26 protein-coding genes are annotated in these 26,131 nt (G+C 50.2%); 5 read left to right on the top strand and 21 right to left on the bottom strand.

The genetic code is table 11. From position 1 onward, the window contains the following. The first annotated feature begins 203 nt into the window (after positions 1 to 203). From Q9291_RS02480 to Q9291_RS02470, 3 genes are all read left to right on the top strand, one after another. Positions 204 to 635 (top strand): NUDIX hydrolase, encoded by a 432-nt coding sequence (locus Q9291_RS02480; protein WP_306388410.1) that lies wholly within the window; start codon positions 204 to 206, stop codon positions 633 to 635. After that, positions 632 to 1,726 carry a tRNA 2-thiouridine(34) synthase MnmA gene (gene mnmA / locus Q9291_RS02475; protein WP_306388409.1) on the top strand — a complete coding sequence of 365 codons (1,095 nt, stop codon included), beginning with the start codon at positions 632 to 634 and terminating at the stop codon, positions 1,724 to 1,726. Before Q9291_RS02480 ends, mnmA begins: the two co-directional genes overlap by 4 nt. 77 nt (positions 1,727 to 1,803) lie before the next feature. Continuing rightward, positions 1,804 to 2,136, top strand: coding sequence for a hypothetical protein (locus tag Q9291_RS02470; protein WP_306388408.1), 333 nt, complete (start codon positions 1,804 to 1,806; stop codon positions 2,134 to 2,136). Positions 2,137 to 2,199: 63 nt separating this feature from the next. Here the strand turns inward: Q9291_RS02470 and Q9291_RS02465 are convergent, their stop codons facing one another. Beyond that, complete coding sequence (locus Q9291_RS02465) at positions 2,200 to 2,823, bottom strand: glutathione S-transferase family protein (RefSeq protein ID WP_306388407.1); 624 nt, start codon at positions 2,821 to 2,823, stop codon at positions 2,200 to 2,202. A 151-nt stretch (positions 2,824 to 2,974) separates the two neighbouring features. On the opposite strand from Q9291_RS02465, the gene nadC reads away from it, so the two are divergent. After that, positions 2,975 to 3,841 (top strand): carboxylating nicotinate-nucleotide diphosphorylase, encoded by an 867-nt coding sequence (gene nadC, locus Q9291_RS02460; RefSeq protein ID WP_306388406.1) that lies wholly within the window; start codon positions 2,975 to 2,977, stop codon positions 3,839 to 3,841. A 108-nt stretch (positions 3,842 to 3,949) separates the two neighbouring features. Beyond that, the gene (tfpB, locus tag Q9291_RS02455) at positions 3,950 to 5,740 is read left to right on the top strand and encodes a type IV pilus assembly ATPase TfpB (protein WP_306388405.1); all 1,791 of its coding nucleotides are present in this window, start codon (positions 3,950 to 3,952) and stop codon (positions 5,738 to 5,740) included. A gap of 33 nt (positions 5,741 to 5,773) precedes the next feature. Here the strand turns inward: tfpB and Q9291_RS02450 are convergent, their stop codons facing one another. From Q9291_RS02450 to Q9291_RS02355, 20 genes are all read right to left on the bottom strand, one after another. After that, positions 5,774 to 6,301, bottom strand: coding sequence for a cytochrome b/b6 domain-containing protein (locus tag Q9291_RS02450; RefSeq protein ID WP_306388404.1), 528 nt, complete (start codon positions 6,299 to 6,301; stop codon positions 5,774 to 5,776). Between the two features lie 8 nt (positions 6,302 to 6,309). Next, a complete protein-coding gene (locus tag Q9291_RS02445) occupies positions 6,310 to 6,591 on the bottom strand; it encodes a PepSY domain-containing protein (protein ID WP_306388403.1) in 282 nt (93 codons plus the stop codon). Between the two features lie 195 nt (positions 6,592 to 6,786). Then, a complete protein-coding gene (locus Q9291_RS02440; RefSeq protein WP_306388402.1) occupies positions 6,787 to 7,827 on the bottom strand; it encodes an alpha-hydroxy acid oxidase in 1,041 nt (346 codons plus the stop codon). Between the two features lie 6 nt (positions 7,828 to 7,833). Then, complete coding sequence (locus tag Q9291_RS02435) at positions 7,834 to 8,514, bottom strand: Fe2+-dependent dioxygenase (protein WP_306388401.1); 681 nt, start codon at positions 8,512 to 8,514, stop codon at positions 7,834 to 7,836. Between the two features lie 8 nt (positions 8,515 to 8,522). Continuing rightward, positions 8,523 to 10,736 carry a TonB-dependent receptor gene (locus tag Q9291_RS02430; protein WP_306388400.1) on the bottom strand — a complete coding sequence of 738 codons (2,214 nt, stop codon included), beginning with the start codon at positions 10,734 to 10,736 and terminating at the stop codon, positions 8,523 to 8,525. Positions 10,737 to 11,174: 438 nt separating this feature from the next. Beyond that, on the bottom strand, positions 11,175 to 13,343 hold the full coding sequence (locus tag Q9291_RS02425) for a TonB-dependent siderophore receptor (protein ID WP_306388399.1): 2,169 nt from the start codon (positions 13,341 to 13,343) through the stop codon (positions 11,175 to 11,177). Between the two features lie 110 nt (positions 13,344 to 13,453). After that, the gene (locus Q9291_RS02420) at positions 13,454 to 14,758 is read right to left on the bottom strand and encodes a PepSY-associated TM helix domain-containing protein (protein WP_306388398.1); all 1,305 of its coding nucleotides are present in this window, start codon (positions 14,756 to 14,758) and stop codon (positions 13,454 to 13,456) included. A 15-nt stretch (positions 14,759 to 14,773) separates the two neighbouring features. Further along, the gene (locus Q9291_RS02415; protein WP_306388397.1) at positions 14,774 to 16,972 is read right to left on the bottom strand and encodes a TonB-dependent receptor; all 2,199 of its coding nucleotides are present in this window, start codon (positions 16,970 to 16,972) and stop codon (positions 14,774 to 14,776) included. Between the two features lie 25 nt (positions 16,973 to 16,997). Further along, positions 16,998 to 19,097, bottom strand: a complete 2,100-nt coding sequence (locus Q9291_RS02410; protein ID WP_306388396.1) for a TonB-dependent siderophore receptor — start codon at positions 19,095 to 19,097, stop codon at positions 16,998 to 17,000. 141 nt (positions 19,098 to 19,238) lie between these two features. Continuing rightward, positions 19,239 to 20,144, bottom strand: coding sequence for a DUF6607 family protein (locus tag Q9291_RS02405; RefSeq protein WP_306388395.1), 906 nt, complete (start codon positions 20,142 to 20,144; stop codon positions 19,239 to 19,241). Between the two features lie 191 nt (positions 20,145 to 20,335). Next, positions 20,336 to 20,809, bottom strand: coding sequence for an azurin (azu, locus tag Q9291_RS02400; protein ID WP_306388394.1), 474 nt, complete (start codon positions 20,807 to 20,809; stop codon positions 20,336 to 20,338). 122 nt (positions 20,810 to 20,931) lie between these two features. Beyond that, the gene (locus tag Q9291_RS02395; RefSeq protein WP_306388393.1) at positions 20,932 to 21,111 is read right to left on the bottom strand and encodes a hypothetical protein; all 180 of its coding nucleotides are present in this window, start codon (positions 21,109 to 21,111) and stop codon (positions 20,932 to 20,934) included. Positions 21,112 to 21,158: 47 nt separating this feature from the next. Next, positions 21,159 to 22,295 (bottom strand): PepSY-associated TM helix domain-containing protein, encoded by a 1,137-nt coding sequence (locus Q9291_RS02390; RefSeq protein WP_306388392.1) that lies wholly within the window; start codon positions 22,293 to 22,295, stop codon positions 21,159 to 21,161. Positions 22,296 to 22,338: 43 nt separating this feature from the next. Beyond that, entirely contained in the window at positions 22,339 to 22,758 is a 420-nt protein-coding gene (locus Q9291_RS02385) for an ExbD/TolR family protein (RefSeq protein ID WP_306388391.1), read from the bottom strand. Beyond that, complete coding sequence (locus tag Q9291_RS02380; RefSeq protein ID WP_306388390.1) at positions 22,755 to 23,498, bottom strand: MotA/TolQ/ExbB proton channel family protein; 744 nt, start codon at positions 23,496 to 23,498, stop codon at positions 22,755 to 22,757. The genes Q9291_RS02385 and Q9291_RS02380 overlap by 4 nt, the downstream gene beginning before the upstream one ends. A gap of 28 nt (positions 23,499 to 23,526) precedes the next feature. Further along, complete coding sequence (locus tag Q9291_RS02375; protein WP_306388389.1) at positions 23,527 to 24,390, bottom strand: energy transducer TonB; 864 nt, start codon at positions 24,388 to 24,390, stop codon at positions 23,527 to 23,529. Continuing rightward, entirely contained in the window at positions 24,390 to 24,632 is a 243-nt protein-coding gene (locus tag Q9291_RS02370; protein WP_306388388.1) for a hypothetical protein, read from the bottom strand. Before Q9291_RS02370 ends, Q9291_RS02375 begins: the two co-directional genes overlap by 1 nt. 4 nt (positions 24,633 to 24,636) lie before the next feature. Beyond that, positions 24,637 to 24,876: a hemin uptake protein HemP gene (hemP, locus tag Q9291_RS02365; RefSeq protein WP_306388387.1), complete on the bottom strand. Its 240-nt coding sequence runs from the start codon at positions 24,874 to 24,876 to the stop codon at positions 24,637 to 24,639. A 178-nt stretch (positions 24,877 to 25,054) separates the two neighbouring features. Continuing rightward, positions 25,055 to 25,672, bottom strand: coding sequence for a 30S ribosomal protein S4 (gene rpsD / locus Q9291_RS02360; RefSeq protein ID WP_306388386.1), 618 nt, complete (start codon positions 25,670 to 25,672; stop codon positions 25,055 to 25,057). A 91-nt stretch (positions 25,673 to 25,763) separates the two neighbouring features. Then, the gene (locus Q9291_RS02355) at positions 25,764 to 26,072 is read right to left on the bottom strand and encodes a hypothetical protein (RefSeq protein ID WP_306388385.1); all 309 of its coding nucleotides are present in this window, start codon (positions 26,070 to 26,072) and stop codon (positions 25,764 to 25,766) included. Positions 26,073 to 26,131: the final 59 nt, after the last annotated feature.

Raw genomic sequence — 26,131 nt, 5'->3', positions numbered from 1 at the left:
CAGGCGTGCTACAAAATAAAACAATCCATTTAGTTTGGTGAATAAGGGCTACGCGGGCTTTTAGCTGCTCCGCATCAAAAACTATCCCTCGCCCAATCAATCACATAGCGGTAAAATAATGTTTTTGATTAAGTCCTCACATTTTGAATTCACCTTCTCCAAGCCCTTCAAAATCTTCCCTGCAATGGAAACCAAATGTCACCGTGGCTGCGATTATCGAGCAGGATGGCAAGTTTTTGCTGGTGGAAGAAACCACGGATCGCGGCATGCGATTTAACCAGCCCGCCGGACACCTCGAAGAAAACGAGACGATTATTGAGGCGGTAATCCGCGAGACGCTGGAAGAAACGGCGTATGACTTTACGCCGGCAGCACTGGTGGGTATTTACCACTGGCAGCATCCAGTCAATGGCATTACTTACCTGCGATTTGCATTTAGTGGCAGGCTGGGGGCGCACCACCCTGAGCGCGCACTGGACGATGGCATTATTGGTACTTTGTGGCGTGATGAAGCTGAAATTGCAGCGCATGGCACACTGATGCGCAGTCCGCAGGTGCTGTTGTGCGTGCAGGATTACCTCGCTGGCAAACGCTATCCTTTAGAATTACTTACCCATTTAGGTCAGGCATTATGAGTACACCCCACGTCATTGTCGGTTTGTCCGGCGGCGTTGATTCATCCGTCACCGCATTATTGCTCAAGCAGCAGGGCTACCGCGTCACCGGTTTATTCATGAAAAACTGGGAGGATGACGATACCGATGAGTATTGCTCTTCCAAGCAGGATTTGATTGACGCGGTTTCAGCCGCCGACAAGATTGGCATTGATATTGAAGCGGTGAATTTCAGTGCCGAGTACAAAGAGCGCGTGTTCGCTAACTTTTTACAGGAATACCAGGCTGGCCGCACGCCTAACCCGGATATTCTGTGCAATGCCGAAATCAAGTTCAAGGCGTTTTTGGATCATGCCATGGGCATGGGTGCCAACCTGATCGCGACCGGCCACTATGCGCAGGTGCGTGAAAACCCGATTCAAGCGGGCAATTTTCAATTGCTCAAGGCAGATGATGGCAGCAAGGACCAGAGTTATTTTTTATCGCGCCTGAATCAGGCGCAACTCTCTAAAACCCTGTTCCCGCTAGGCAAATATCTTAAACGCGAGGTGCGCGAGATTGCGCGTGAATATGGGCTGGCCAATGCCGAGAAGAAAGATTCTACCGGCATTTGCTTTATCGGCGAGCGACCGTTTCAGGAGTTTTTGCAACGTTATTTGCCACGGCAGCCCGGCGTCATGCGCACGCCTGAGGGCAAAGTGGTGGGGCAGCACGAAGGCTTGATGTATTACACGTTGGGTCAGCGTCAGGGCCTGAAAATTGGGGGGAGCCGCGAAAGCAATGGCGAACCCTGGTTTGTTGCGGGTAAAGATATGGAAGCCAATGAATTGATTGTGGTGCAAGGCCATGAGCATCCACTGCTCAAAAGCGACGGCCTAAAAGCCGGGCAACTGCACTGGATCAGCGGTGAACAGCCGCGTACCAACTGGGTGTATGCCGCCAAAACACGCTATCGCCAGCCGGATGCACCTTGTGAAATCGATGCGGTGAATGCGGAAGAGGCGACGATCCGTTTTGGCCAGCACCAATGGGCGATCACACCCGGGCAGAGCGTGGTGGTGTATGAGAGCAATGTGTGTCTCGGTGGTGGCATCATTAATGGCGCCTTGTAATAGACAAGGCATGGTTATTGCTGTGACTTGTTTGATATAAGAACGGGCACCCTCCAACTGACAAGGAATGACACTTCATGGCTTATGTTTTAAAAAATGCGCAAGGTCAAATCATTGCCGCAAGTCCGGACACACAAGTGTCGGCGGAGTGGGTGCAAGTGGATAATGTCAATATGGACTATCTGCATTTTCTGGAAGATGAGTTGAAAAAGCACAATACATTCCGTGAAAGTGACATTCAGCTGGCACGGGTGCTGGAAGACCTCATCAGCATTTTGATTGAGCGTAGCCTGATCAGCTTTACTGACTTCCCAAGCCCGGCACAGAAACGCTTGAATGAGCGCCAGACTTTACGCCACAGAAACAATTTGAACAGTTTGCTGGGTGATGACGACATCACGCCGATTTAAGCAGCGCATATGACAAAAAACGGCAAGTGATCCTTGCCGTTTTGTTTGGGGTCGCCGCTAGATTTAAGGTTGCGGCATGGTTTGCTTGAAACTGGGGCGCTTCACCAGCACGGCATAATGCTTGGCCAAATTGGGGAATTTCTCTTGCCAGTATTTGCCTTCCCAGCATATCTGCTTGAAACGCAAATCAACATAGCCCAAAGCAGTCCCCAGGGCAATGTCTGCCAGGCTAAAGGTTTCATTCACACACCATTTTTTCTTGAGCAGGTCATTATCCAGCGCAGCCAGTCCAGCAGTCACTTTTGCCATTTGCTTATCAATCCAGGCAGCAGATTGCTGAGACTCCGGCTTGCGCTGCTCCAATATCACGGCCACCGCTGCATCACACACGCCATCAGCCAATGCCTCCCAGCGACGCACCTTGATTTTTGCCGAGTGGTCTTGCGGAATCAGATGTGCCACTGGCGTACGGTGATCGAGATACTCTACAATGACACGCGAATCATACAAAGCATCGCCATCATCCAGCACCAGCACAGGCACTTTACCTAGCGGATTGTGTTGATTCACGGGACAGTCCGGCGCAGACAATACGACTTCGGTCAGCGTGAGATCGATGTGTTTTTCCATCGCGACAATACGTACTTTACGTGCATAAGGACTATTAACCGTATATAAAAGCTGCATAGGATGCTCTGTAAGATTGAGGAGGTGTTGTGCTTTCCGGTAAAACACCTCGCCATGAAAAGCTGCTGTTCCGGAGTGCTTTTATTATAATAGCTTTTGGCATGGGCTTAGAACGGTCACATGCAGAATTTTTCAATCACAGGCGCAATTCATGACCCCGACTGCTGTTTATCACTCTTTACCCACATACCTCACACCTGCCATGGTGGCCGCACAAGTGCGGTTGGCACTGGCTGAAGATATGGGAGACGGCGACCTGACGGCAGCCCTGATTCCGGCAGGGACCCAAGCCAGTGCCATCATCATCAGCCGTGAAGCGGCCGTGCTCTGTGGCTGCGCTTGGTTACAGCAGTGCTTTGAACAGCTGGACCCGGCAATACAGTTGCATTGGTATGCCCAAGAGGGTGACCGCCTTGCGGAAAATAGCAAGATTGTAGACATCCAGGGCGATGCCCGCGCCATGCTCACAGCCGAGCGCCCTGCCCTCAACTTTGTACAAACACTCTCGGCAGTGGCAACGCATACCCGCCGCTATGTCGACGCCATTGCGGGGCTACCCAGCAAAATACTGGATACACGCAAAACTCTGCCTGGGCTGCGGCTGGCGCAAAAATATGCCGTACTCACTGGCGGTGGCGACAACCAGCGACTGGCGCTGTATGACGGGATTTTGATCAAGGAAAATCATATCGCCTCTGCCGGCTCGATTGCGGCAGTGATGCAGGCAGCCATGGCCCTGAATAAAACAAGCAATATTCAGATTGAAGTAGAGAATCTGGATGAACTGCAACAGGCACTGGATTCGGGGGCGACCAGTATTCTGCTAGACAACTTTACGCTGGACAACTTGCGCAAAGCAGTCACAATCAACCAGCAACGTGCCCTGCTCGAAGCCTCGGGCAATGTGGATTTAACCACGGTGCGTGCCATTGCCGAGACTGGTGTGGACCGGATTTCGATTGGCGCACTGACCAAGCATATTCAGGCCGTGGACTTGAGCATGCGGATTCAACTGTAATCCCGGATATTACTGGCCGCGCTTAAGCGGCCCAATGTGACCATTGTTGCCACTTTTTAGTGGCATGAGTTTTGCATCAATCGCTGGTACACATGCTGGCCGCGTGAGATGAATAGCCCAACCCGTTTTTTACTGCCCAAAACCATCCATACCCTGAAGTTATCAGACTTGCTGCGTCTGCTGGTCACGCACGGCCGTATTGACAAAACGCTGGCTGAGAAACTGCACAAAGACCGCAAGCTGGATAGCTCCAACCTGCATCCGATTATTATCGTGGCCGAACAAAAATGGGCTGACCTGCAAGCGCCTTCGCAAACACTGACCGTGGAGTGTTTAAGCCGTTTTGTGGCTGAAAAGGCAGAAGTCCCCTACCTGCAGATTGATCCGCTGAAACTGGATTTTAGTGCGGCGGCACAAATCGTTTCGCAAGCCTATGCCGAACGCCTGCGCATCATGCCAGTTACGGTGAAAGACGGCGTTGCGACGATTGCTACGGCGGATCCGTTTCATCAGGAATGGCTGCATGATCTGGAGCGTATGCTCAAATTGCGCATCCAGGTGGTGATGGTCAACCCGCTGGATTTGCAACGCTATCTGCCCGAGGTTTACCAGCTCTCAGCAGCCATTCAGTCAGCCAATGCCGCCAAAGCCGGTCAAATTGTCGGCGTACAAAATTTTGAACAGCTGATCGAACTTGGCAAAGACCGCCAGCTCGATGCTAACGAACAGCATGTAGTCAATATCGTCGACTGGCTGTTTAAATACGCTTTTGAGCAACGGGCGAGCGATATTCACTTGGAGCCGCGCCGCAATCTTGGCTTGATGCGCTTTCGCATTGATGGCGTGTTGCATCAGGTGTATCAACTGCCCAGCAACATTATGAACGCCATTACCAGCCGCATTAAATTGCTCGGGCGCATGGACATGGTGGAAAAACGCCGTCCGCAGGATGGCCGGATTAAAACTGTCAGCAATGATGGCAATGAAATTGAACTGCGCTTATCGACCATGCCCACCGCCTTTGGCGAAAAGCTGGTGATGCGGATTTTTAAGCCCGAACTGCTGGTGCAGGACTTTCAGTTGCTGGGCTTTTCCAAACGCCAGAGCGAAACCTGGTCGCAATGGACGCGTCAGCCCAATGGCATTATTCTAGTTACAGGGCCCACGGGTTCCGGTAAAACCACCACGCTGTATACCACGCTCAAGCAACTGGCGACCAGCGAAGTCAACGTGTGCTCGGTAGAAGATCCGATTGAAATGATTGAGCCTGCTTTTAACCAGATGCAGGTCACGCAAAATATAGGATTGGGCTTTGCCGAAGGCATACGCACCCTGATGCGACAAGACCCGGACATTATCATGGTGGGCGAGATTCGCGATCAGGAAACCGCAGACATGGCGATTCAGGCGGCACTGACCGGACATCTGGTGCTTTCAACCTTGCACACCAACGATGCACCTTCAGCCGTGACACGCTTGCTCGATTTGGGCATTCCTGCCTACCTGATCCACTCAAGCTTGCTAGGCATTATGGCGCAAAGACTGGTGCGCACCCTGTGCCCGCATTGCAAAACCGAAAGCGAAATTTCAGACGAAGAATGGGCCAGCGTCACACGTCCGTTTAAAGCCAAAAAACCGGCCAGCATCATGAAAGCCGTCGGTTGCCAGGCATGTCGGCAAACAGGTTACCGGGGACGCACCGGCATTTATGAAATGCTGACGCTCACACCCGCTTTGCGTAAATTGATCACCCCTGAAACAGACTTGCTCGAATTACGTCAGGCAGCGACGCAGGCTGGCATGCAGCCACTGATGCTCAATGGTGCTGAAAAAATAGCAGCTGGCCAGACCACAGTCGAGGAGTTGCTCAAGGTTGCACCGCCCATAGAGGTCGATTAGCAACGCTGGTTGCACGTTTGAGCATGGTTTTAATCATTTTTCAAACCGGCCATGCCACATTTGACGCACCAGATGCTGGCGCGACCATTGGCCGACGCAAATGACTGCGGCAACATGCACCACAATCACGGCAAGAAGGGTCCAGCTCAGCAGGCCATGCACCTCCACGGGCCAATCCTCACCCCATAATGCATCGGTACGGCTCAGCCAGCCCGTCAGTGCCAGCGCTGCAATCAGCAGCCAGATCAGGTAGACCGCCCACTGGCCCACTGGATTATGCCCTTGATGGGGGGTGATTTTTCTTTGCTGCATCTCGGCAATATGTGCGCGTATGGCATGCCAGCGAGGCAGAGAAAAACGTGCGCTACTGACTTTAGTCAGGCAACCAAGCAGAATGCGTGCTGCAACAAGGGCCAATACGGCATAACCGACCAATCGATGCAGCCAGTCGGTTTCATACCAGACATAGCTCATCAGCCACAGCGCAATCACACCCGACGCCACCAGCCAATGACTGAGACGCACCCACCAGGGCCACAACATTTCAGAAGCTTGCGGCATGCGGCGGATTAATCTTTGAGTCCAATCGCCTTCACAATGGCCAGGGTTTTCATATCAAAGTAAATTTCAACTTTTTTACCGTCTTTGCTACGGCCATAAATTTCGTAGCAATTGCCATCCACTTTAAACTTCTTGATGGTATAGCCTTCGGCTTCCAGCGCTTCCTTCAGCGTATCTTCCGATGCCCATTCTTCTTTTGGATAGACTTTGCAATCGGCTGCTGCAAAGACGCTCGTACTTAATAGCGCCAGTGTGGTCGCCAGCAAATAGTGTGGAAATTTTTTATACATGGAACATCCTTAATTTACAGTTAGAGACTTTTGTACGATCTAAAAAGAGACCGTTTTTAACAAAAGAAGCAATTATCCGTCATCCCGCGAACGCGGGATCCATTTTAATCAATCACTTGCATGGATCCCCGCGTTTGCGAGGATGACGAAGTGATGCATTTTTAGAGTTTATTTTGATTCGTGCAAAAGCCTCAGTTAAAACAATGCGGTCTTGCGTATCGCTTTCAAGTTGGCAACGCCGGTCAATGCCATGGTCATTTCAAGCTCATCGCGCAAGGTGCGAATCACTTTGGCCACGCCCATTGCGCCTTCGGCAGCCAGCCCCCAGAGATAAGGTCGGCCGACGCAGACAGCATCCGCGCCCAAAGCTAGGGCCTTGAATACATCTTGCCCGCTGCGAATACCGCTATCGACAATCAGTTTGCATTGTCCGCCCACAGCCTCTGCAATGGCAGGCAACACCTGTACGACCGTCGGTGTAGTATCCAGCACCCGGCCACCATGGTTGGAAATAATGAGTCCATCACACCCCAGGCCTGCGGCCTGCCTGGCATCTTCCACATGCATCAGCCCTTTCAGCAAGAAAGGCACGGGACACTGATCTCGTAACCAGGCCACATCCTCCCAATCGGGCGCTTGCGACATCCAGCCATCAAATACCTGGCTTTGCCCGGCAGTGATAGCCTTTGGCGCAAGGGGCTGTGACAAATTAACCGCAGAGATGCCTGCTGGCAAATCCATCACCGCCTGCTTGACTGGCGCATCTACGGTAAACACCACGGCGCTGTACCCGGCCGCCAGGGCTTTTTGTAGCAAGGCGAGCGTACGCGGGCGGTCACCTTGCCAGTACAACTGAAACCACAAGGGTTGCTGCGCCTGCGAAATAATCTCTTCAAGCGGTTGGCTGGCCAGGCTACTCACCAGCATTTGTCCCTGCTGGGCATTGCAGGCGACCGCCGAACCCACCTCGCCATCCGCATGAAACAGCTTTTGATAAGCCACAGGCGCCAGCATGATCGGATGTTCCCAGCGCTCGCCAAACAGCTCGCAGCGTGTATTGGGATACTTTAAAGTTGCCAGTGGGCGCGGGCAAAGTTTCACAGATTGCCAGCTTTGCACATTAGCCAGGCTCTGCTGCCCGCACCCGGCATCCGATTGCAGATAATGCCAAGTATCGGCAGGCAAGAGTGATTGCGCTTGTTGCGCATAGTGTTGTAATAAGGAAAGTGCTTGCATGCGTATTTATAAAGCCCACTGGCGCAAAAGGTTATGGTAAACACCTGTCAGTTGCACCACCTCCGCGGTTTCACCGTGCTGCTGACGCAACCTGACCAAGGCCATATCCATATCAAACAGCATGCGCCTGTGCCCTGCATCACGCACCATGCTCTGGATAAACATAAAGCTGGCCAGTCGCTCCCCACGAGTCACAGGGGTCACCGCATGCACTGAGCTGGAAGGGTAAATGACGATTGAACCCGCCTTGAGCTTGATGCGCTGGTCACCAAATACGTCCTGCACCACCAGCTCACCGCCCTCATACTCATCAGGATCATTAAAAAAGAGTGTGGCGGAAACATCGGCGCGTACGCGCGCACTGCCATCCGGCATGCTGCGCATGGCACTATCGACATGAAAGCCATAATGGTTGGTTTCGCCGGAATAACGGTTCACAAACGGCGGCAAAATTTTGTCTGGCAAAGCCGCAGAAAAAAATAAAGGATCGCGATGCAATGCCTGCAACACGATCCTGCGAATTTGCTCCAGCAACGGGTCTTGTTCGGCCAGTTGCTGGTTATTTTTAACGGTTGCTGCCTGAATACCGGCGGTGGTGCGTCCATCCACCCATTGTGCCTGCTGCAACAGGCCGCGAATGGTCTTCAACTCATCTGGATGCAACACATCCGGCAAGGTTAGCAGCAAGTTAACTCCTAGAATTTATACTCGGTAGTGATGATCGCCTGGCGACGGTTGCCAGGCACGACCAAGCCACCATTGTCATACACTGCGTCATAATACACTTTATCCATCAGGTTTTTTACATTGAGCCTAACCGCCCATTTTGGCTGCTCGTAAGCTGCCATCAGGTCGACGCGTGCATAACCTGGTGCTGCGTTAGGGTTAAAATGGCCATTCGTAAAGCTTGCACTTGCATCAACTGCTGTGGGTACATACGCATAACGCTCGCCTTTGGCTTCTACGCCACCGCCAACTTTCCAGGCATCTGTGAGCTTATAGGTCGTCCACAAATTAAATGTGCCAATGGGCGTATTTCTGGCGCGTTCGCCCGCGAAACGAGCATCGGCGACGTTAATTTGACCAACGACTGGGCATCCATTGGCGATTTGGGCACAAACGTTCACAGCAGGATTAATAATTCGAGCATCCAGGAAAGCAACCCCCGCAAAAACATCCCAACGATCGGTAACTTTACCTGTCACCTCAAACTCAACACCATTAGTGCGCCGGCGTTTTGTCAGAATTGGGTTATTAGCAGCCGTTGACAGGTCTGTATTACGCTCCCAGTCTTTAGTAGTGGTAAACAAAGCTGTTCTAACAGCCAAATCCCCATCCATAAATAACCATTTAGAGCCTAACTCAAGCGTTCTGGCTCGCTCAGCGGGCTGTCTCACGGTGGTAAATTGATACAAGTCGGCCGTTGGACTAAACGAGTCACTAAAAGTCACGTAATAGTGACGGTCAGAATTTGGCTGCCATGACAACCCGGTTCGATAACTGTTTTCGCCAAAATCAAGCTTAGGTGAAGTGGCGGCAGAGTAATTAGCCTTCATTTCATCTCTGCGAATACCCGCCAGCGCTGTCCAGTTTGGAATAAATTCAACGCTATCCTGCACGTATACAGCATAATTATCTGCATCGTACTTGGTTGGATTGCTTCGATCATACGTGTGTCGTTTAAAATTGAAACCGGAGGAACTATCTAAGTCCACCAGGTTTGCACGGTAGGAGTTCTCGTTTAAATACTCAATACCCGTCAACAGACTATGCTTCATACCCGCCAATTCAAGCTTGGTGCTGAAATCCGACTGCAAGTTGATTGTTTCATAGTCAAGATAACGCGCCTGATTTGAACCTACACTACTATTTACCGTCGGCAATGCTGGCGTTGCCGTATTCCCAGGAGGTAATTTCGCCCAATAAGCACGCTGATAACTCGCATGACGCAACTGAGTTCTAAGCTGTGTATTATCATCAAATTTGTGGGTAAAAATACCCGTGGTTATCCGTGTATCACTATCATCGAAGTTATTGCTAGCCCCCCAGAAAGTTTTATCGCTTGCGCCATTTGCAGTATTGCTTTGTGGTCGTTTATTAAAGAAACGAATACCAAAGTCAGGCACATCACGAGTCTGTGTATATACATGGTTCAGGAAAAACTCATTCTCTGTTCCAATGCCTGCGCCAAAACTAATCGCAATCCCTTGACGGTCAAACTCTGGTCTATCGCCTGTGGTTGGATTCTTACGATAGGTTTCTTCGTGCCTGTCCATCACATTGACGCGAATTGCAGAAGTTTCAGTCAGTTTCTTATTAAAGTCCCCTGTCACCTGATGATAATCATAATTACCCAGACTACCCGTTAACGTGTTCTTATCCTGCAACTCAGCCATCTTGGTCACTTGGTTAATTACACCACCTGCCTGACCGCGCCCAAACAGCATCGCAGCAGAGCCGCGCAGCACATCCACTTGTTCCAGGTTAAATGTCTCACGGTTGTACTGTGCGGTATCACGCATGTTATCCAGGTAGATATCACCAAATGTATAAAAGCCTCGCAGATTAAAGTTATCCCCCGCACGGCCGCCTTCTGCGGCATTCACTGACAAGCCAACCACGTTACGCAAGGCTTCACGCAATGAACCCACTTGCTGATCATGCAGCAACTCTCTGGTCAATGTGGTGACGGCTTGTGGCACATCTTGTGGGTCCTGATAGGTTTTGCCAACGCGCGTTTTAGTCGCCTGATAACCCTTGTTCGGGGCATCCTGTATGCGCTGTGACTTCACTTTTACTTCAGTCATCGTTTGCGAACTCTCAGCGATTTGCTCTTCAGCAACTGCAAGTGCCGGCAATGCCAACATCAGCGCAATCGTCATTGCCTTTTTATTAAAGCCCTTAGGCATGGTTTCTCCCGTTTATATGAATTGCTGGCTACTTGAGACAATCACTCGTTGGCTTGCGATAAAAATCCTAATGATAACAATTCTCATTAAGTTAAACAACAAAACATACTGCGAAAGTATATTTATACTCAATGATACTTTTGCGTTAACTAAAAAAAGACAACTTTTAACAAAAAATCAAGCGCCCGTTATTCCCGCGTGGTGGTTTTAGCAGGCAACTCGCGTAGCGAATGCTCGCAAAGCGGAAGTCCATTTGAATCAATTACTTACACGGATCCCCGCGTTCGCGAGGATGAAAAAGTGATGCATTTTTTAGTATTTACTTTGATTCGTACAAAAGTCTCTCAATAAAAAACGCCCTGCTGGCTGGCAGGGCGTTTAATTTTTAAAAATGAAACTTCATGATTCAACGCACCGCAATCGAGATCAACCTCATGGCTAATACTTCCATGTGAGGGTGGCCAACGCACTTGCAGGCGCCGCGTAATAGGCTTGACCGGCGAAAGCATACCTTAAGCTTGACAAGTATTTTTCGTTTGTCACGTTATACAGGTTAATAGCGGCATCCCAGTGATGATCAATTTTATAATTAGCCATCAAATTTAAAACAGCGTAACTTTCCTGTTCATACCGCACACTGCCAATATCTACATGCACATCACTCTGCCAGTTGAGGCTTGCCCCCACTTTTAAGTCCTGAACAAATGGCATTTTGTAGACCGTGCTCACATGCACCATGTGTCTAGGTAAAAATGGATTCACATTCTGGTCCTGGTCATCTTTGACACTCATTAAGCGGGTATAACCAGCACTCATGCTTAAGTGATCATTCACTTCACCAGACATATCAACTTCATAGCCTTTGGTTGTCGCTTGAATACCTTGATAAATATTGACCGTTCCGCCCGAAGTATTGGCCGTTTCAATCTGCTGCGCCTGATTTTCCTGCTCGGTTTTAAAGAGTGCAAAAGAGGTATTTAACTTTTTATCAAACCATTCGCTTTTAACGCCTGTCTCGTAATTCTTGCCTTTTAGCGGGGCGAGTGTTTTTAAGTTGGCACCGCGCTCCACTTGTGGTCTGTAAATACCCGCATAACTCACATACAAGGAGTGAAGGTCATTCAAGTCATACACGGCACCGATATACGGTGTGAACTTATTGTCTTCTTTTGCGCTTTGGTCGACACCATAGCTCACGCCGTCCAACTTGTATCTCAGCAAGCTGCCGCCCACCGTCACTTTTAAGTCATCCGCAGGGTTGAGTTTAGCTGCGGTATATACATTGGTGGTTGTAGCCCTGTAGTCTGAGGATTTACTCTCGGCACCGAACGTTGGCAGCGGAAAATCGCCTATATCATCAAAGCTACTTACGAAAGTGTTGCCAAGCGTGCTGCCTGTTCGTGAATACTCTTTCATATAGGTCTTACTCATCGTTGCACCCACAACCAGCTCGTGCTTGCGCCCTGCGAACTCAAAAGGTCCGTTGGCGTACACATCCGCGACATGGTCTTTGGTTGCAAAGTCGTAAATGTAAGGATAGCTTGTGTATGTAATCAACCCCGTGGAACGGTTTTCAGTGCCATCAATATAATGATGACGTCCTTTAGAGCTGACTTCTTTATGGGTCAACTGCCCCTTAAGCTTCCAGTCGTTATTAAACTCATGTGTAAGTTCGATAAAGCTAATATTGGTCCCTACATTCCTGTAACTCCAGTCTGGCGCAGTTGAATCAGACACTTTGTAGTGACGTTTACTGCCGTCAGAGTAAAGTAAAGGCAAGCTACCAAAGTTATTGCCACTCGCGTCGTTTTGCTGATAAGTGTGTCCAATAGCCAGATTGGTGCTGTCAGTTAAGTCAGCTTCAACCACGCCGTAAACAACGTTTCTTTCTGTGCTGTAGCGGTCAAGGTATGAGTTTCTATGTTGATTGGCGACTACCAACCGCCCACGCACATTCCCCTCATCATTAAGACTGCCTGATACATCGGCATCGAGACGGCGATTATCCCAAGAACCCAAAGAGAAATTTGCTTTTGCCTGAAAATCTTTGGTCGGACGTTTGCGAATAAAATTGATGGTGGCAGAGGGGTTACCGGTGCCCGTTAATAAACCATTGGCACCGCGCAGTACTTCAATACGGTCATACAATGCCACATCCAGATCACCATAGTTCGTACCGCTAAAGCTGATTGGCGTACTGAGGCCATCTATCTGAAAATTAGTAATATTAAGGCCGCGCGCCATATATTCGGTGCGGTCTGTTTCAAACTGTTCGACCTTAATACCTGTTGCATAAGACAGCGCATCATTCACACTGAATACGCGAAAGTCGTCCAGCTGCTCACGGGTAATCACCGAAATAGATTGCGGCGTTTCGCGGAGGCTGGTGTTCAAACGTGTCGCCGTTGCAGTAGATTTAACCGTATATGACTTTGTTTTCTCAGAAGGCTGGTCTTTCGCAGCGGTTGAAACCACCCTTACTTCCGGCAGTGATTCAAGCTCTTTGCTGGATTCTGTCGTTTCAGCGAACACGACATACGGTAAAGCCAGCATTGTGGCGGCGACCAGGACGCGATAACGAAACTGCTTATATTGCAAGTGCATCATAAAACTCCCTTTGTAACGTAACGGCTGGCTACAGGAGTGATGACTCGTTGGCTTGCTATATGAATTTCAGATCACAGCCATGCAATCGCATGACTATGCTTGTGAATGACTCAAAAAACATCCACCCGATCGGGCCGGTATGCATGCAGCTGTGTGCTGCCTTGCGCAATCATGACGGATACTTTTCTCGCCTTGCGTTTTTTCCACCATAAATACACGCCAGTGACAGAAAGCATGGCCACCACGACACCCATGACAGAAATCAGAATTCTGCCCGGCAAGCCTAATATGCGTCCTGAGTGTAAGGGGAACTGCGCTTGCAAAATGAGGTCTCCTGCCGTCCCTTGCCATGGAATGCGCTGCCCCAATGGCCGGGCGTCGATCGCATCGTAGTACAAGCGCTTGTGCCCTGCGCCGGCCACGCCGTGATCAGCGTCAGGGGAGTAAAAATCTACGCTAAACAGCTGATAAGGCAGACTATAGGAAATGCGCCCGGCAGGCTCGTGCCAGCCATTTGCCCTTGCGTCACGGATTGCCAGCGCCAGCACCTGTTCAAAACCAACGTTAGGCGGCACTTGTTCCAATTTTGGCAGTGGCTTGCGTAAATCAAAGGGGGTGGGCGTCAATGTAAAAGCTGATTGCATCAACGGCATAAACACTTCACGCCGTAAATTGAGTGCGAACGCAGAAAAAGCCAGAATAATCAGCAGCAGCCATGTCCACAAACCAAACGCACGATGCAGATCAAAGTAGCGCTTATGCTCGCTACTGTTCCAGCGGATCTTCCACGCAGGCAACCAGCGTTTGCCAAATGACGTATGGGACATCGTTGCGGATACACCCGGCTTGCGTCTGGCCACTTTTGCCGACTTTGGCAAGGTGAGGTAAACCCCGACAAAGCTGTCTATCAGCCAAATGATCGCGACGATTCCCATCAGCCAGATACCCCAGCGGTCAATCCCCCACATTTCGGGCAAATGCAGGCTGTAATGCAGTTTATACAAGAACGAGACAAAGTTGGTACGGTCCAACGGCCACACTGCACCCCACTCCCGCTTACCCAGTTCCTGCCCGGTGACCGGGTCCATAAACACCTGGTTAAACCCGAGGTCATACAGCTGGCCGCTGCTAGGATCAACCTGCGACTTCACGCCAATTGACAGGGTATGCCCGGCTTCCACGGCAAGCGGAATCGAGGTCACCTGTGCTTGCGGATAGCGATGGGCCACCTGTTGTGCCAGTGCAAGTGAAGGCAAGTGTGCGCCCGTTGCGCTGCTATGCATCCACGCCGGATTGAGCCATTCATCGAGCTCGTGGTCCCACGAAATGAGCGCCCCGGTCAGCCCGGTCAGCAGCAAAAACAGCGCGCTGGCCAGGCCTAACCAGCGGTGCACTTTAAGAAAGAATGGACGCATAAATAGATTCAAACATTAAAAATCGAGTTGCGCACTGACGGTGACCATGCGTGGCGCACCCAATACCAGATAGCCATTATTAGGGAACCCGCCACTGGAGGCCCAGTAGTCACGGTCAGTCACATTATCTACACGGCCTCGTACAGTGACTAATTTACCTTTGATATCGGTGACATAGCGTGCGCCAATATCCAGCCTTGTCCAACCGGGTACTTCAAGTGTATTGGCAGCATTGGCATAAACACTGTCTGTTACAATCACGCGTGCATCCAAGGTCAATCCTGATGCCCCTCGCACATCCCACTCAACGCCCAAATTAGCTTGTTTATCAGGGACGCCTATCGTGCGCTTGCCTTCAGTAGCAGCATTATTGGTGTTCTTTTGTTTGGTATCCAGCCATGTCACACCGCCCAGCAATCGCAGGCCAGCCATAACCTCTCCATAAGTCATCAGCTCTACGCCTTGATGATCTTCGCTGCCTTCTTGTTTAAAAATATTGGATGTGTTGGTCACTCCTCTGGGCTTCTCAGTGGTGAAATAAGCAGTTGTCAGTCGCACTTTACCAAAATCAAATTTGGCACCCACCTCTTTTTGCTTGGAAACAAATGGTGCCAGCACCTGACCGGCATTCACAACCGGACTCCCATTTGCAGTTGCAGGTGCGGTATCACCCTGTGACAACGCCTCGATATAGTTTGCATAAAGCGAGATCCCTTGCCATGGCTTAACTACCATACCTAATGCTGGGCTTAACTTGCTTTCGTCGTATTGACTGGTCGTGGCACCTGTCGCGTTTTTATTTATATACTTCAAATTCTGCTGACGTGCGCCTAATGTCAGCAATAAACGCTTATCAAACAATGACAAGGTATCACCCAGCGCCACGCTTTGCAGATTTGCCTCATAGTTGACGTAGAGATCAAATGGAGCCGCATTAGCACCAGTGAAAGCGGGTTGCGCATAATAAACTGGTGTATAAAGATTAGTGTTTAAACTATGCTGAAATGCAAAGTCAATCTTGCGCACTGCTGAATACGCACTGGTAGAAAGCACCCAGTCGTGCTCAATGGAGGCCGTATTAAACGTCCCCTTCAAGCCAGCTTCTCCAGTAATGACTGATTCATCACGAATATTATCGAATCTCGACATCGTCCCGGCACCCGTACTTGAATTGCTTAACGTGAGATTTGCCAGGGAATTCGCCTCTTTGGTATGGCGAGCGCCTGCTGCGGCATAGGCTGTTAACTGGGCGCTTACATCCCACTCTGCGCGCAAAGTACCAAACACATCGCGCTCATTCGAATATGACCATGGTTGAGCCCAGTTCTTATCACTGGCAGGTGCGCTTGGCACGCCAGTAATTGCTGGACTGCTGGCACTTAAAGTGACGTTGGTTCTGGTTTCATTCAGCTTATTGTCCTGATAGCCAGCATCCGCGGATACACGTATATTTTCGCCTCGCCAGTCAAACCCCAGCGAGATCAAATCAAGCTCAACATGCTCTCGGTCAACAGCAGTTCCCCCTTTACGCTTGGAAACATTCAGCCGCAAACCGGCACTGTCATCAGGTCCAAAACGTCGTGCAATATCAGCTGAAACAAACTGCTGGTTGCCAGAGCTCCACCCTGTTGTCACCAGATTTAAAGGGTCATTAGGGGCACGTTTGGGCAATAAAGAAATAGAGCCTCCAATTCCGTCACCATTAGGGCTAGCGCCATTCAAGAAAGCAGAAGCGCCACGCAGCACCTCTACCCGCTCAAACAATTCAGCAGAGATATATTGACGTGGCAACAATCCATACAAGCCGTTGTAGGCCACACTGTCCGAGTTCAAAATATAACCACGTATAAAGTATGATTCCTGAAAGTTACCGAAACCGCGGGCAACACGTACAGAAGGATCATTCAGCAACACATCGCCCACACTGCGCGCCTGCTGATTCTGTATGAGCGCGTTGGTATAGGCGTTGATGGAAAACGGCGTATCCATTGCATCCTGGTTTCCCATCACCCCCACGCGGCCGCCTTTGGCAACCTGACCACCGGCATAGGGTTTCATCAGTCCTTTGGCATTGGCATCCGCGGAGGCGTTGACCTTTACTTCATCCAAGGTATCAACCTGAGCATCATTTGTTTTGCTTTCTGCTGCAACCGCTTGGTTTAGACAAATAGCATAAAGCACGGCAAATGACAGTTTTTGAGGGGTGCATTTCATGGTGAGTCCTGGATTAAATGTTCTATTAGAACTTGTAATTCGCAGAAAGCACTGCGTTTTTTCGTTCACCATAACCGCAATCTTGATTCAATCCTCGACACCAAGAAACATACTCTTTGTCTGCGATATTTCTCACAGTTGCACGAATGTCCCAAGGGCCATAAGTAAATCCAACCATGGCATCAAATAGCGTCACCGAGGGCACTTCGAGCAGATTCGCTGTTCCACCAACCACATCCCCAATATATCGCGTACCAACGCCTGCGCGCCAATGATCGTTAAATCGATATTGTGCCCATGCTGAACCAATTTTTTCAGCTATTGAACTTAAACGGAATTTTGTGACGTCGTTAATAGCGCTCATATGCGTATAGTTTGCGAGCAAATCAAGCTTGCCAAAACGTTGGCGCGCATCTACTTCCCACCCTTGCGTAATAGCCCCCGTTTGCGCGACTCCACCAGGCGTGCTCCCCTGCACAACGCGATTGATTTGCTCGATGTCAAACCAGGCAAAATTCACTGAAGTATCGCCACTATGCGACAAATATTTGATGCCTGCCTCTCGTTGCTCACCTTCAGTAGCCTTGAGTACGCCTCCTGCACCATCCGTTCCCAGATTTGGAACAAACGCTTCGGAGTAATTAATGTATGGTGAAATACCGTTGTCAAAACGGTACATCAGACCCAAGCGTCCCGTGGTTGCCGAATTTCTCGAATCCACATCAGCCAGCGCTTGATTGAATCGCAACAAGGTATTAGTTGCATGATCGCGTCGAATGGCCCCTGAAGCTACCCAAGGTCCCCATTCAATGTGGTCTGACAGGTAAAAACCAGTCTGCACGATTTTGTTGTTATCGCGCTCAGCGCCAACCAGCTTTGAGTAATCAACATTGCCATAGACTGGGTTATATAAGTTGATACCAAAAGCAGAGGTGGTAGACGCGTAATTGCTTTCTGTCCATAGCGCATCTTGATAATCCATGCCAAGCGAAACCAAATGTTTCGTTTCACCCAGCTTAAAATCACCCTGCAGGCGCGTATCTGTCGCAAACACATGCGTGCTACGGTCTGCAGTATGTATTGTTCTAGTGATGTTTCCCGCATTATCAGGAATTGCACCGACGCTTGCCCAATGCTCGCGAGTTTCACTACTTGAGTTGGTTTTTCTGATATTGGCAATCAGTTTAATTTGGCTGGTCAACGCCTGATCTACAAACAACGAAAGCTCATCTCTTTTCATGTCATAACGATCCCACCCAGGCTCACCAACGAAAGTGCTGCTTGATATTCTGCCGAGCGGAGCGGATTGTATTGTCCCCTTGGAAGGCAAAAACTGAGAAGAAACAACAGTATCGACCTCATGATGGAGGTATTGCAGCGTAATGCTGGTTTTGTCGCTGGGTTGCCAAGTAATCGATGGCATAAACAAGACAGCATCATCATTGACATGGTCAACTTGTGTACCACTGTCACGCTTTAATGCAACAAAACGATATAGCCATTCGCCATCCTCAGTCACCGGCCCAGTGAAGTCAACAGCCAACTGTTTTCGGTCGTACATGCCATATTGCATGTTAACTTCGCGAGCAGCTTCTTTTTTCGGGCGCTTGGTCACTGCGTTCACGATCCCGCCCAAATCAGATTGACCAAACAAAGAGGATGATGGCCCCTTAAGAACCTCTATGCTCTCAAGCGTATAGATATCCATGCGCGTGTTGTTGTAAGAGCCATACAAAGTACGAATACCATCTAGAAAAATAGAGGGTGTAAAACCACGCACTGAAACCCAGTCACCTCTGGTATCAAAACCATAACGGCCGGAATATGCACCTGCGGCATAAGTTAAAGCATCCTGAATGTTCAGTGCGCCCATTTCACGCGCCTGCTCAACATCAACGACGGTGATAGACTGCGGGGAATCTTGCACGCTGACCGGACTTTTACCGACACTGGTGGTTCGGTCCTGCGTGATAAACCGATCTTTTTTGCGGTCTTTTTGTGCCTTCACAGACACTTCTGACAATGTTGCTTGCTCTTCTACACGGCCATCTTCCGCCAATAGTGGGGTTGCAGGCATCGCCAGCATTAAGGCAAGGGAAAGCGTTTTCTTTCGAAAAATGGACATATCTACTCCAGTAAACAAACAGCTGGCTACTGGAGTGAGACTCGTTGGCTTGCGAAAGTCTTAAATGATAATAATTATCATTAACTAATGCAAGCTATTTTTATACCGACAAACTATTGATCCAATCAGTCGCTAGGCATTTCACTGCGCTGGACAGGCCGCCACCCAAGTCGAGAATGCCAAGTCCAATGCGGCTTGCTCTGCCTGACGACCTTGAATGCGCTGTTCCGCTTGCTCAAACACGACATTCATCAGCTGCGTATCATTTAGATCAAACTTGAGTTTCAAGCACTTATTTTGCTGCAAAATCGATTCCCAGCGTTGACGGATGCCCGCCCAGTAACTGGATGTTTTTTGCCAGTACTCATCTGCTGCTTTGAAATTGATGACCTTAACCTTTTGATAATCATTAAATCCAATCTCACGTACAAGCAATGCTTCTGTGGCTTCGCCTTTGCGCGCGACTTTGGTGTTGTCTTGTTCATGTGTCCAGCCAGATGGAGTGATGGTGTGACGATTTTCGACATTGAGCGCATTGTAGTCGTTGCGGGTGGTATATTCGCGACGGGGTAACGGGCGCCAGGTACGGTCCGATGTCCAGGTAGGATGACCGTAATGGTGGTTCCATTTGCCCGTTCCGCAGTAGCGTGGCGCATCAGTCACTTCATAGACACACTGCGTCCAGTAGCCTGTTATTTTGTCGTCGGCGATCTTTCTCACTCGCCAGACCTGGTCTTCAGTAAACTCTAGTCGTGTGGTAGCCTCATATAACCAATCCTGCCGCCAGTGCTTGATCACATCGCCATTATCAGAAATAAGCAAATGCTGAAGCACAATTTTTGTCGGTGTATCCTCAACGACATAGACTTTCTCAAACGCTCCGGAAAACTTTTCACCTTTGCGGTGGTAGTTTGGCTTGAGGGTTACCGTTTCAATAAATTTAAACTCTACTTCGTACTCGCCTTGCATGGACAAAATGGCTTGCCTGTCCCGGGTTGCCGCATCCTCCTGATTGGCAGCAGAGGCCAACACAGTCATCGGCGCCATGCTCACAGCCCATGTCAACCAGGCAGCGTGCTGGGGACGAACCATAAAATCTGACAGATTCATTTAATTTAATGCTCCAAGGTGACTTTTGGATAAGGCGCTAATTAAGCATGAGCCTTACGCTCTGTTGAAAGATGCATTGCTGAGAACGTGGAACACGCCGTCGCCGCACTCTCAACTTGTGGAACGGATTAAATTAATTTGATCGCACCCTTCATTACTGAAGCATGCCCAGGAAAAGAACAGAAAAAGACATAGTTCGCTGTGACCTCAAGTTTTGCCGGACTAAATGTCGTGCTGGCCTGCTCTCCACCACCAATGAGCGCGGTAAAGGCAAGCACACGGACATCCTGCGGCTTAACAAACGATTGGCTGGCACCTGCCTTCATGCCGTCTTGCAGAACTGGCTGCTGATCCGTCTGCTTGCTGACCACCAAGTTATGGCCCATGATATTTTTGCTCATCGTGCCGGTATGTTTGAGGTGAATTGAAAATGCCTTACAACTTTTGGGGACTGCAATTTCCTTGGTCGTGAAGGTCATGGAATCGGTCGCTTCTACCGTCACTTCGCAGGAGTCTGCGGCCAGTGCGTATTGATGGAGTCCAAAAAAGGCGGATGCCAGAATAGAAAGAGTATGCCAATGCAAGTGTGTGTATTTGTTCATGTGTGCTCCGTTTCATCCATCTAGAAAGATTGGCTGGCTAAAGGAGTACAACACTCGTTGGCTGGCTGGTTAAGTACCTTGCCTGTACAGGATGCACAGGCAAGCAATCAGGGCAATTAAGCTTATGGCTGGGGTTTTAGCCAGTAGTAATACAGCGCGAATAATACCGGTGTAGCCACTGCTGCATTCGATAGCCACTCGCGTGAATCATCAAATAGCAATGCAGTGACCAAACCAGCGCTGGTCAATATGGCAATGATTGTCGGCCATAGAAAAATATGTTTTAAGCTTTTGTTTGCCATAAATAAATGCGTCACCATTATTTTTTCACATTCGCCAATGTATGCGGTTAATAAGCCTCGCTCAATGCAATACGTGTGCTGACATCAGGGACATATTGGTGGCGTTTTTTCCACCATAACTTCAAGCCAGTCCACAAGACTACAATCGTCAACACATCCAATACTGCCCAAATCCATTTCAATGCCATGCCACCATAATCACCAAAATGCAAAGGCTGCGAAACCAGCAAAGCCACCAGATACCAAGGCAAGTCACGACTATCAGTCAGCTGCGCAGTTTGTGCATCCACCAGTACAGGCTTGAACAGCCGCTTGGTGAGTGGTGTATCACCCCGCATGAAAATACCGTAATGGTGTTCACTGGTGTAAGGCGTACCTGGGAATGCAATAAAGCCTAATTGCATGGCGGGCTCTGTGCGCTCTGCCACTTGCAATGATTGCTGTAGAGAAGCGAATTGCGTGGGCGGCGGCAAGTGCTTGTAAGGCGCGACCATTTGCGTCATCTGGTCAAATTGCCAGTATTTCACCAGCAGTTCTGACCAGGTATTAATCACCCCGGTTAACCCCACCACCAGCGCCCAGCTCAAGGTTACGATCCCGATAAAATTATGAATATCCAATCGTTTGAGTTTTTCACCGCGTGTATGGCGGATTTCACCAAAGGCTAGCTTGCGCATGAAAGGCGCATAAAGCACGATGCCGGAGATAATGGCCAGTACCAGCAGCAAGCCCATCAGCCCCAGAAATAGCATGCCCGGCAGGCCCGCAAACAAGTCGACATGCAACTTGAACATCACGTATAAAAAGCCTTCGTTGGCGGGTGGCTGCCCCAATACCTGTGCCGTACGTGCGTCCAGCACTACATTTTGCAACTGTGTCTGGTCTGTAGGCGTGGCGCCTAAACGGACAGTCCACTGCAGCGGCTCATCCTCATCGCGAAACATATACTGCGGCACCAGTTTGGGATACAAACTCTGCGCAGCGCCGAGCAAGTCATCCATCGAGGCATTGGGGCCCTGATGTGCAATATTGGGCGTTTCAATTTCGCCACCCAGCAAGTGGTGAATTTCATGGCTGAATATCAAAGGCAGGCCAGTCAGGCATAACAACAGCATAAATGCTGTGCACACCAGACTGGACCATTTGTGAATCCATACCCAGGTTCGAAGTCGCTGTGGCGTCATGTCGCTTACCCTTGTGACTTATACAGTGATAGTTATGGCACAGTTACGGCTGCGGCTGGCTGACAAAGCCAACCTTCTTCATGCCTACCGTTTGTGCCTGCGCCAGCACTTCGGCCAATACCTGATAACGCGTGTTTTTATCCGCACGAATCTGCAACTCAGGCTGCTGCTGTTTGGCACTGGCTTCTCTCAAACGTGCGGCCAGATCGACTTTATCGATCTCGGCGTCATTCCAATACAGCTTGCCGTCAGTATCCACGGCCAGATCAATCACTTCCGGCTTTTCTTCCAGAGGTTGTGAAGTGGCCTGCGGCAAATCAATTTTGACCGCATGTGTGAGCAAAGGGGCCGTGATAATAAAAATCACCAGCAGCACCAGCATGACGTCCACCAACGGTGTGGTGTTGATCTCACTCATCGGCTGCGTATGCTCTCCGCTGCTGAAAGGGTTATTGCCAATCATACATTACCGCCTTTATTGGCCACTTTCGTATGAATCGCCGTCACATTGGCAGGCTTGCTACCTGGCTTTATCATCAGTGGCGCCCCCGTCGTCAGCAACGTGTGCAGGTCTTGCGCAAAGCCCTCAAGCTCTGCCATCACGCCGCGGTTAGCCTTGATAAAGGCGTTATAAGCCAATACCGCCGGAATCGCCACTGCCAAACCAATCGCGGTCATGATCAGCGCCTCACCTACCGGGCCAGCCACTTTATCGATGGTCGCCACACCGGATTGACCAATCGCAGTCAACGCGTGGTAAATGCCCCAGACCGTCCCAAACAAACCAACAAAAGGCGCCACACTACCGACCGAGGCCAACACAGATAGTCCACTTTCCATGGTGGCCTGCTCTTGCGACAAAGTGCGGCGAAGCTGGCGCACAATAAACTCATCCTGACTACATACGGCTGCCAGTGACTGGCTGGCATATTGCTGGTGATGCTGTGCAGACTCGGTGGCCGTCAATGCCAAACGAAATGCGGGAGAATGCAACTGCACATCTTGCAAGGCCTCCTGCAAGGTTGATTTTTGCCAGAACTGGCGAATATAGCCACTCACCGCACTGCGATGCTTGAATGCCTGCCACGTCTTGACCACAATAAAATACCAGCTTGACACTGACATGGTGGCTAAAATCAGCGCAACAATAATTGAAACCGCGCCCCCCTGACTGATAAATGCCAGCCCGTTCATAGACTCCATAACAACACCCTTTCCAGATAAAATTTAGTTAATTCAATGTAAAAGACAGCGGCACAATGACATAAGCACTAATGGCCTTGCCACCCTTGCGGGCAGGTTCAAAACGCCATTGCTTGACCGCTTCCAAAGCTGCATTATCCAGCCGCTCAAAACCACTGCCTTTTGAAACTTCTACCGAACCTGGCAGGCCATCCGCGTTTACCAGTACTTTTAACAACACACGCCCTTGCTCACCTGCGCGCTTCGCCAGCCGCGGATATTCCGGTGCCGGATTGTTGAGATAAGCCACCCCAAACTTTGGCGGCTCCTCTTTCTCCTCAACCTCATGCTTGGGAGGAGCCACCGGTGTAGCCGCCACTTTGGCTGGTGCCGCCGCCTCAGGCGCAGCCAGTGGTGGCGGTGCTGCTTGTGCACTGGCCTCAAAACGCGGCGTATCGGCAGCAGGCTCCACAATACGCTCGACTACCGGAGCAGGCCGCTCAACCACTTTTTGTACAGGCGTTTCTTTTGGCTTGATCACAGGTTTTTCAACCGGCTTTTGTTTGATAATAGGTACAATTTCCGGCTCGGGTGCAGTCTTCTCGGCGGGCAAGGTGATCAATGAGACCGTCATCGGCGGCGGCTCCACTTTGGAGAGTGGTGGCTCAATCTCATATAACGCCCACCAGATCAATGCGATGTGCGCAGCCACCACCGCCAACATGCCAAAACAAGGCCATGATTGCTGGCGACGGTGCGCGCTCCAGATATCCTCTACCGCCAGTACAGACCAGCGAAATACGCCCGCCAACTCGCCCAGCTGGCGACGACGCAAGCTAAGTTCAGGCAGCTCAGAAGGCACATCTTGAGAGGGCGACAACGACAACTGCCCCCACGTTTTGCGCTGTGTCATTAATTCAACTCCTTTGCTGACGTAGGACGCATCTGCTCGATGCCGGCCTGCGCCAGTTGATAATACTGCAACCGGGCATCCGCATCCCGTAACAGCGTAGACAGCACAGCCAGATCTTCCATATAAAAACGCAAGCTGGTAGCGCCTACATTCAACTCAACTACTTCACAACTATCACAAAATTCAACCGTACCTGCTGTATTTTTTGCCAGTAATATACGCTGATGTGCTTCATCCGTCATGCCATTACTCCTTGTATGCTGACCGCATGGTGGCCGACAACCCGCCCTGCTTGGTCAGTAACAGCTTGTTTAACTTGGTACGCGTGAGCAGATACACCTCACCCGCATGCATGATTGCCACGGTATTGGATGCGCCAAATAGCTGGTCCGCATTAATTTCCGGCAAGCCATGTCGCCTGTCACTCACATATCCGGCATTCGCGAGCTCGACAGTCCGCGCCAGTGGCCTTACATGTTCCGTCATCCTTACCCCTGTCATTAATAAAAAAAGCCGACTTACATGCGCGAACAATGCGGCACAGATTTCAAGGAACACCCTTACCAGGGGTGATTGCGGCGTCGCAAGCAACACCGTATTTGAGCAATGGACATGTGTCGGGGGATTAGGGACATTGCTCAAATTCTGCAACACAAAAGCGTTGTTACACGCGATTTGCGTAATATTCGACCACCTGCTGCACATCTATCGGAAAAGGCACATCCGCGATGGATGGTAAATGCCCAAGCTTCACCGATGCAGCCGTTGTATCCACTGACAGCCACTCTGGCCGATCGAGTGCAGGGGCCTTCAGCGACTCCACCACCATAGGAATCTTGCGGCTATTTTCCTTCACCACCACCTCATCGCCTACACGTAACCGGATGGATGGAATGTTGGCAGCCCTGCCATTCAGCAGCACATGGCCATGGGTGACCAATTGGCGCGCAGCCACACCCGTGGGTGCAAACCCAGCTCTGAACACCACATTATCCAGCCTGCGCTCCAGCAGAGACATCAACTTTTCACCAGTAGGCTCAGTGCCTTTACGCGCTTCCAGCATCAGGCGGCGCATTTGCTTTTCGCTGACGCCATAGTTAAAGCGGATTTTCTGCTTTTCAACCAACTTCACCGCAAAATCGGAGCGACGACGGCGCGAAGCCTGCTGGCCATGCTGACCAGGTGGATTAGGACGATTTTCTATGGATTTGCGCGACAACCCAGGCAATTCCACGCCCAATGCACGCATAATCTTTAATCTTGGTCCCGTTGTTCTTGCCATTTACATACCCTTAACTCATTCAATATTAATCATCCCCGGGTAGCCATGACTGCCCGGCATTTCGCAAACCTGCCGCTCACCTCCCAATCACTCACTGCATAGTGGCTGATTGCGGAATAAACTCTGTAACGACCTGCTGCATGGCAAACTCGCGATGCGCATCCAGCAAGTTGCGCCATTCCTGCATCAACTGTCTTGCCGCCGACACCACCAACCCGCTCTCGGCATACTCTGGTGCAGTCAGCGTTTGCGCCAGACTCCACCCAAGCAAAGCAAGATCCTCAGAAGGATTACAGGCATAGCGGGTGGCAACACAACTCAGCGACACCAGCACTGCACTCGCGTTAGGTAAATCAGGATCAAACACGCCTGTCTGTTCAGCTTCGTGATTGCATTGCATCAGTCATTCCTCGCATTTTTTGTAAATGATAATACTTCTCATTTGTATTGTCAAAACAT

Origin of the sequence: Methylophilus aquaticus (assembly GCF_030769565.1) — a bacterium.
Classification (GTDB): Bacteria; Pseudomonadota; Gammaproteobacteria; order Burkholderiales; family Methylophilaceae; genus Methylophilus; species Methylophilus aquaticus.
Note: the sequence above shows the minus strand (reverse complement) of the source record. Positions and strands in the feature narration are given on the sequence as shown.

What these genes read in the sequence shown, in the direction of transcription:
- mnmA (WP_306388409.1), top strand. Translation starts at nt 632, where the DNA reads ATGAGTACACCCCACGTCATTGTCGGTTTGTCCGGCGGCGTTGATTCA.
- Q9291_RS02470 (WP_306388408.1), top strand. Translation starts at nt 1,804, where the DNA reads ATGGCTTATGTTTTAAAAAATGCGCAAGGTCAAATCATTGCCGCAAGT.
- Q9291_RS02465 (WP_306388407.1), bottom strand. Translation starts at nt 2,823, where the DNA reads ATGCAGCTTTTATATACGGTTAATAGTCCTTATGCACGTAAAGTACGT.
- nadC (WP_306388406.1), top strand. Translation starts at nt 2,975, where the DNA reads ATGACCCCGACTGCTGTTTATCACTCTTTACCCACATACCTCACACCT.
- tfpB (WP_306388405.1), top strand. Translation starts at nt 3,950, where the DNA reads ATGAATAGCCCAACCCGTTTTTTACTGCCCAAAACCATCCATACCCTG.
- Q9291_RS02450 (WP_306388404.1), bottom strand. Translation starts at nt 6,301, where the DNA reads ATGCCGCAAGCTTCTGAAATGTTGTGGCCCTGGTGGGTGCGTCTCAGT.
- Q9291_RS02445 (WP_306388403.1), bottom strand. Translation starts at nt 6,591, where the DNA reads ATGTATAAAAAATTTCCACACTATTTGCTGGCGACCACACTGGCGCTA.
- Q9291_RS02440 (WP_306388402.1), bottom strand. Translation starts at nt 7,827, where the DNA reads ATGCAAGCACTTTCCTTATTACAACACTATGCGCAACAAGCGCAATCA.
- Q9291_RS02430 (WP_306388400.1), bottom strand. Translation starts at nt 10,736, where the DNA reads ATGCCTAAGGGCTTTAATAAAAAGGCAATGACGATTGCGCTGATGTTG.
- Q9291_RS02425 (WP_306388399.1), bottom strand. Translation starts at nt 13,343, where the DNA reads ATGATGCACTTGCAATATAAGCAGTTTCGTTATCGCGTCCTGGTCGCC.
- Q9291_RS02420 (WP_306388398.1), bottom strand. Translation starts at nt 14,758, where the DNA reads ATGCGTCCATTCTTTCTTAAAGTGCACCGCTGGTTAGGCCTGGCCAGC.
- Q9291_RS02415 (WP_306388397.1), bottom strand. Translation starts at nt 16,972, where the DNA reads ATGAAATGCACCCCTCAAAAACTGTCATTTGCCGTGCTTTATGCTATT.
- Q9291_RS02410 (WP_306388396.1), bottom strand. Translation starts at nt 19,097, where the DNA reads ATGTCCATTTTTCGAAAGAAAACGCTTTCCCTTGCCTTAATGCTGGCG.
- Q9291_RS02405 (WP_306388395.1), bottom strand. Translation starts at nt 20,144, where the DNA reads ATGGCGCCGATGACTGTGTTGGCCTCTGCTGCCAATCAGGAGGATGCG.
- azu (WP_306388394.1), bottom strand. Translation starts at nt 20,809, where the DNA reads ATGAACAAATACACACACTTGCATTGGCATACTCTTTCTATTCTGGCA.
- Q9291_RS02395 (WP_306388393.1), bottom strand. Translation starts at nt 21,111, where the DNA reads ATGGCAAACAAAAGCTTAAAACATATTTTTCTATGGCCGACAATCATT.
- Q9291_RS02390 (WP_306388392.1), bottom strand. Translation starts at nt 22,295, where the DNA reads ATGACGCCACAGCGACTTCGAACCTGGGTATGGATTCACAAATGGTCC.
- Q9291_RS02385 (WP_306388391.1), bottom strand. Translation starts at nt 22,758, where the DNA reads ATGATTGGCAATAACCCTTTCAGCAGCGGAGAGCATACGCAGCCGATG.
- Q9291_RS02380 (WP_306388390.1), bottom strand. Translation starts at nt 23,498, where the DNA reads ATGGAGTCTATGAACGGGCTGGCATTTATCAGTCAGGGGGGCGCGGTT.
- Q9291_RS02375 (WP_306388389.1), bottom strand. Translation starts at nt 24,390, where the DNA reads ATGACACAGCGCAAAACGTGGGGGCAGTTGTCGTTGTCGCCCTCTCAA.
- Q9291_RS02370 (WP_306388388.1), bottom strand. Translation starts at nt 24,632, where the DNA reads ATGACGGATGAAGCACATCAGCGTATATTACTGGCAAAAAATACAGCA.
- hemP (WP_306388387.1), bottom strand. Translation starts at nt 24,876, where the DNA reads ATGACGGAACATGTAAGGCCACTGGCGCGGACTGTCGAGCTCGCGAAT.
- rpsD (WP_306388386.1), bottom strand. Translation starts at nt 25,672, where the DNA reads ATGGCAAGAACAACGGGACCAAGATTAAAGATTATGCGTGCATTGGGC.
- Q9291_RS02355 (WP_306388385.1), bottom strand. Translation starts at nt 26,072, where the DNA reads ATGCAATGCAATCACGAAGCTGAACAGACAGGCGTGTTTGATCCTGAT.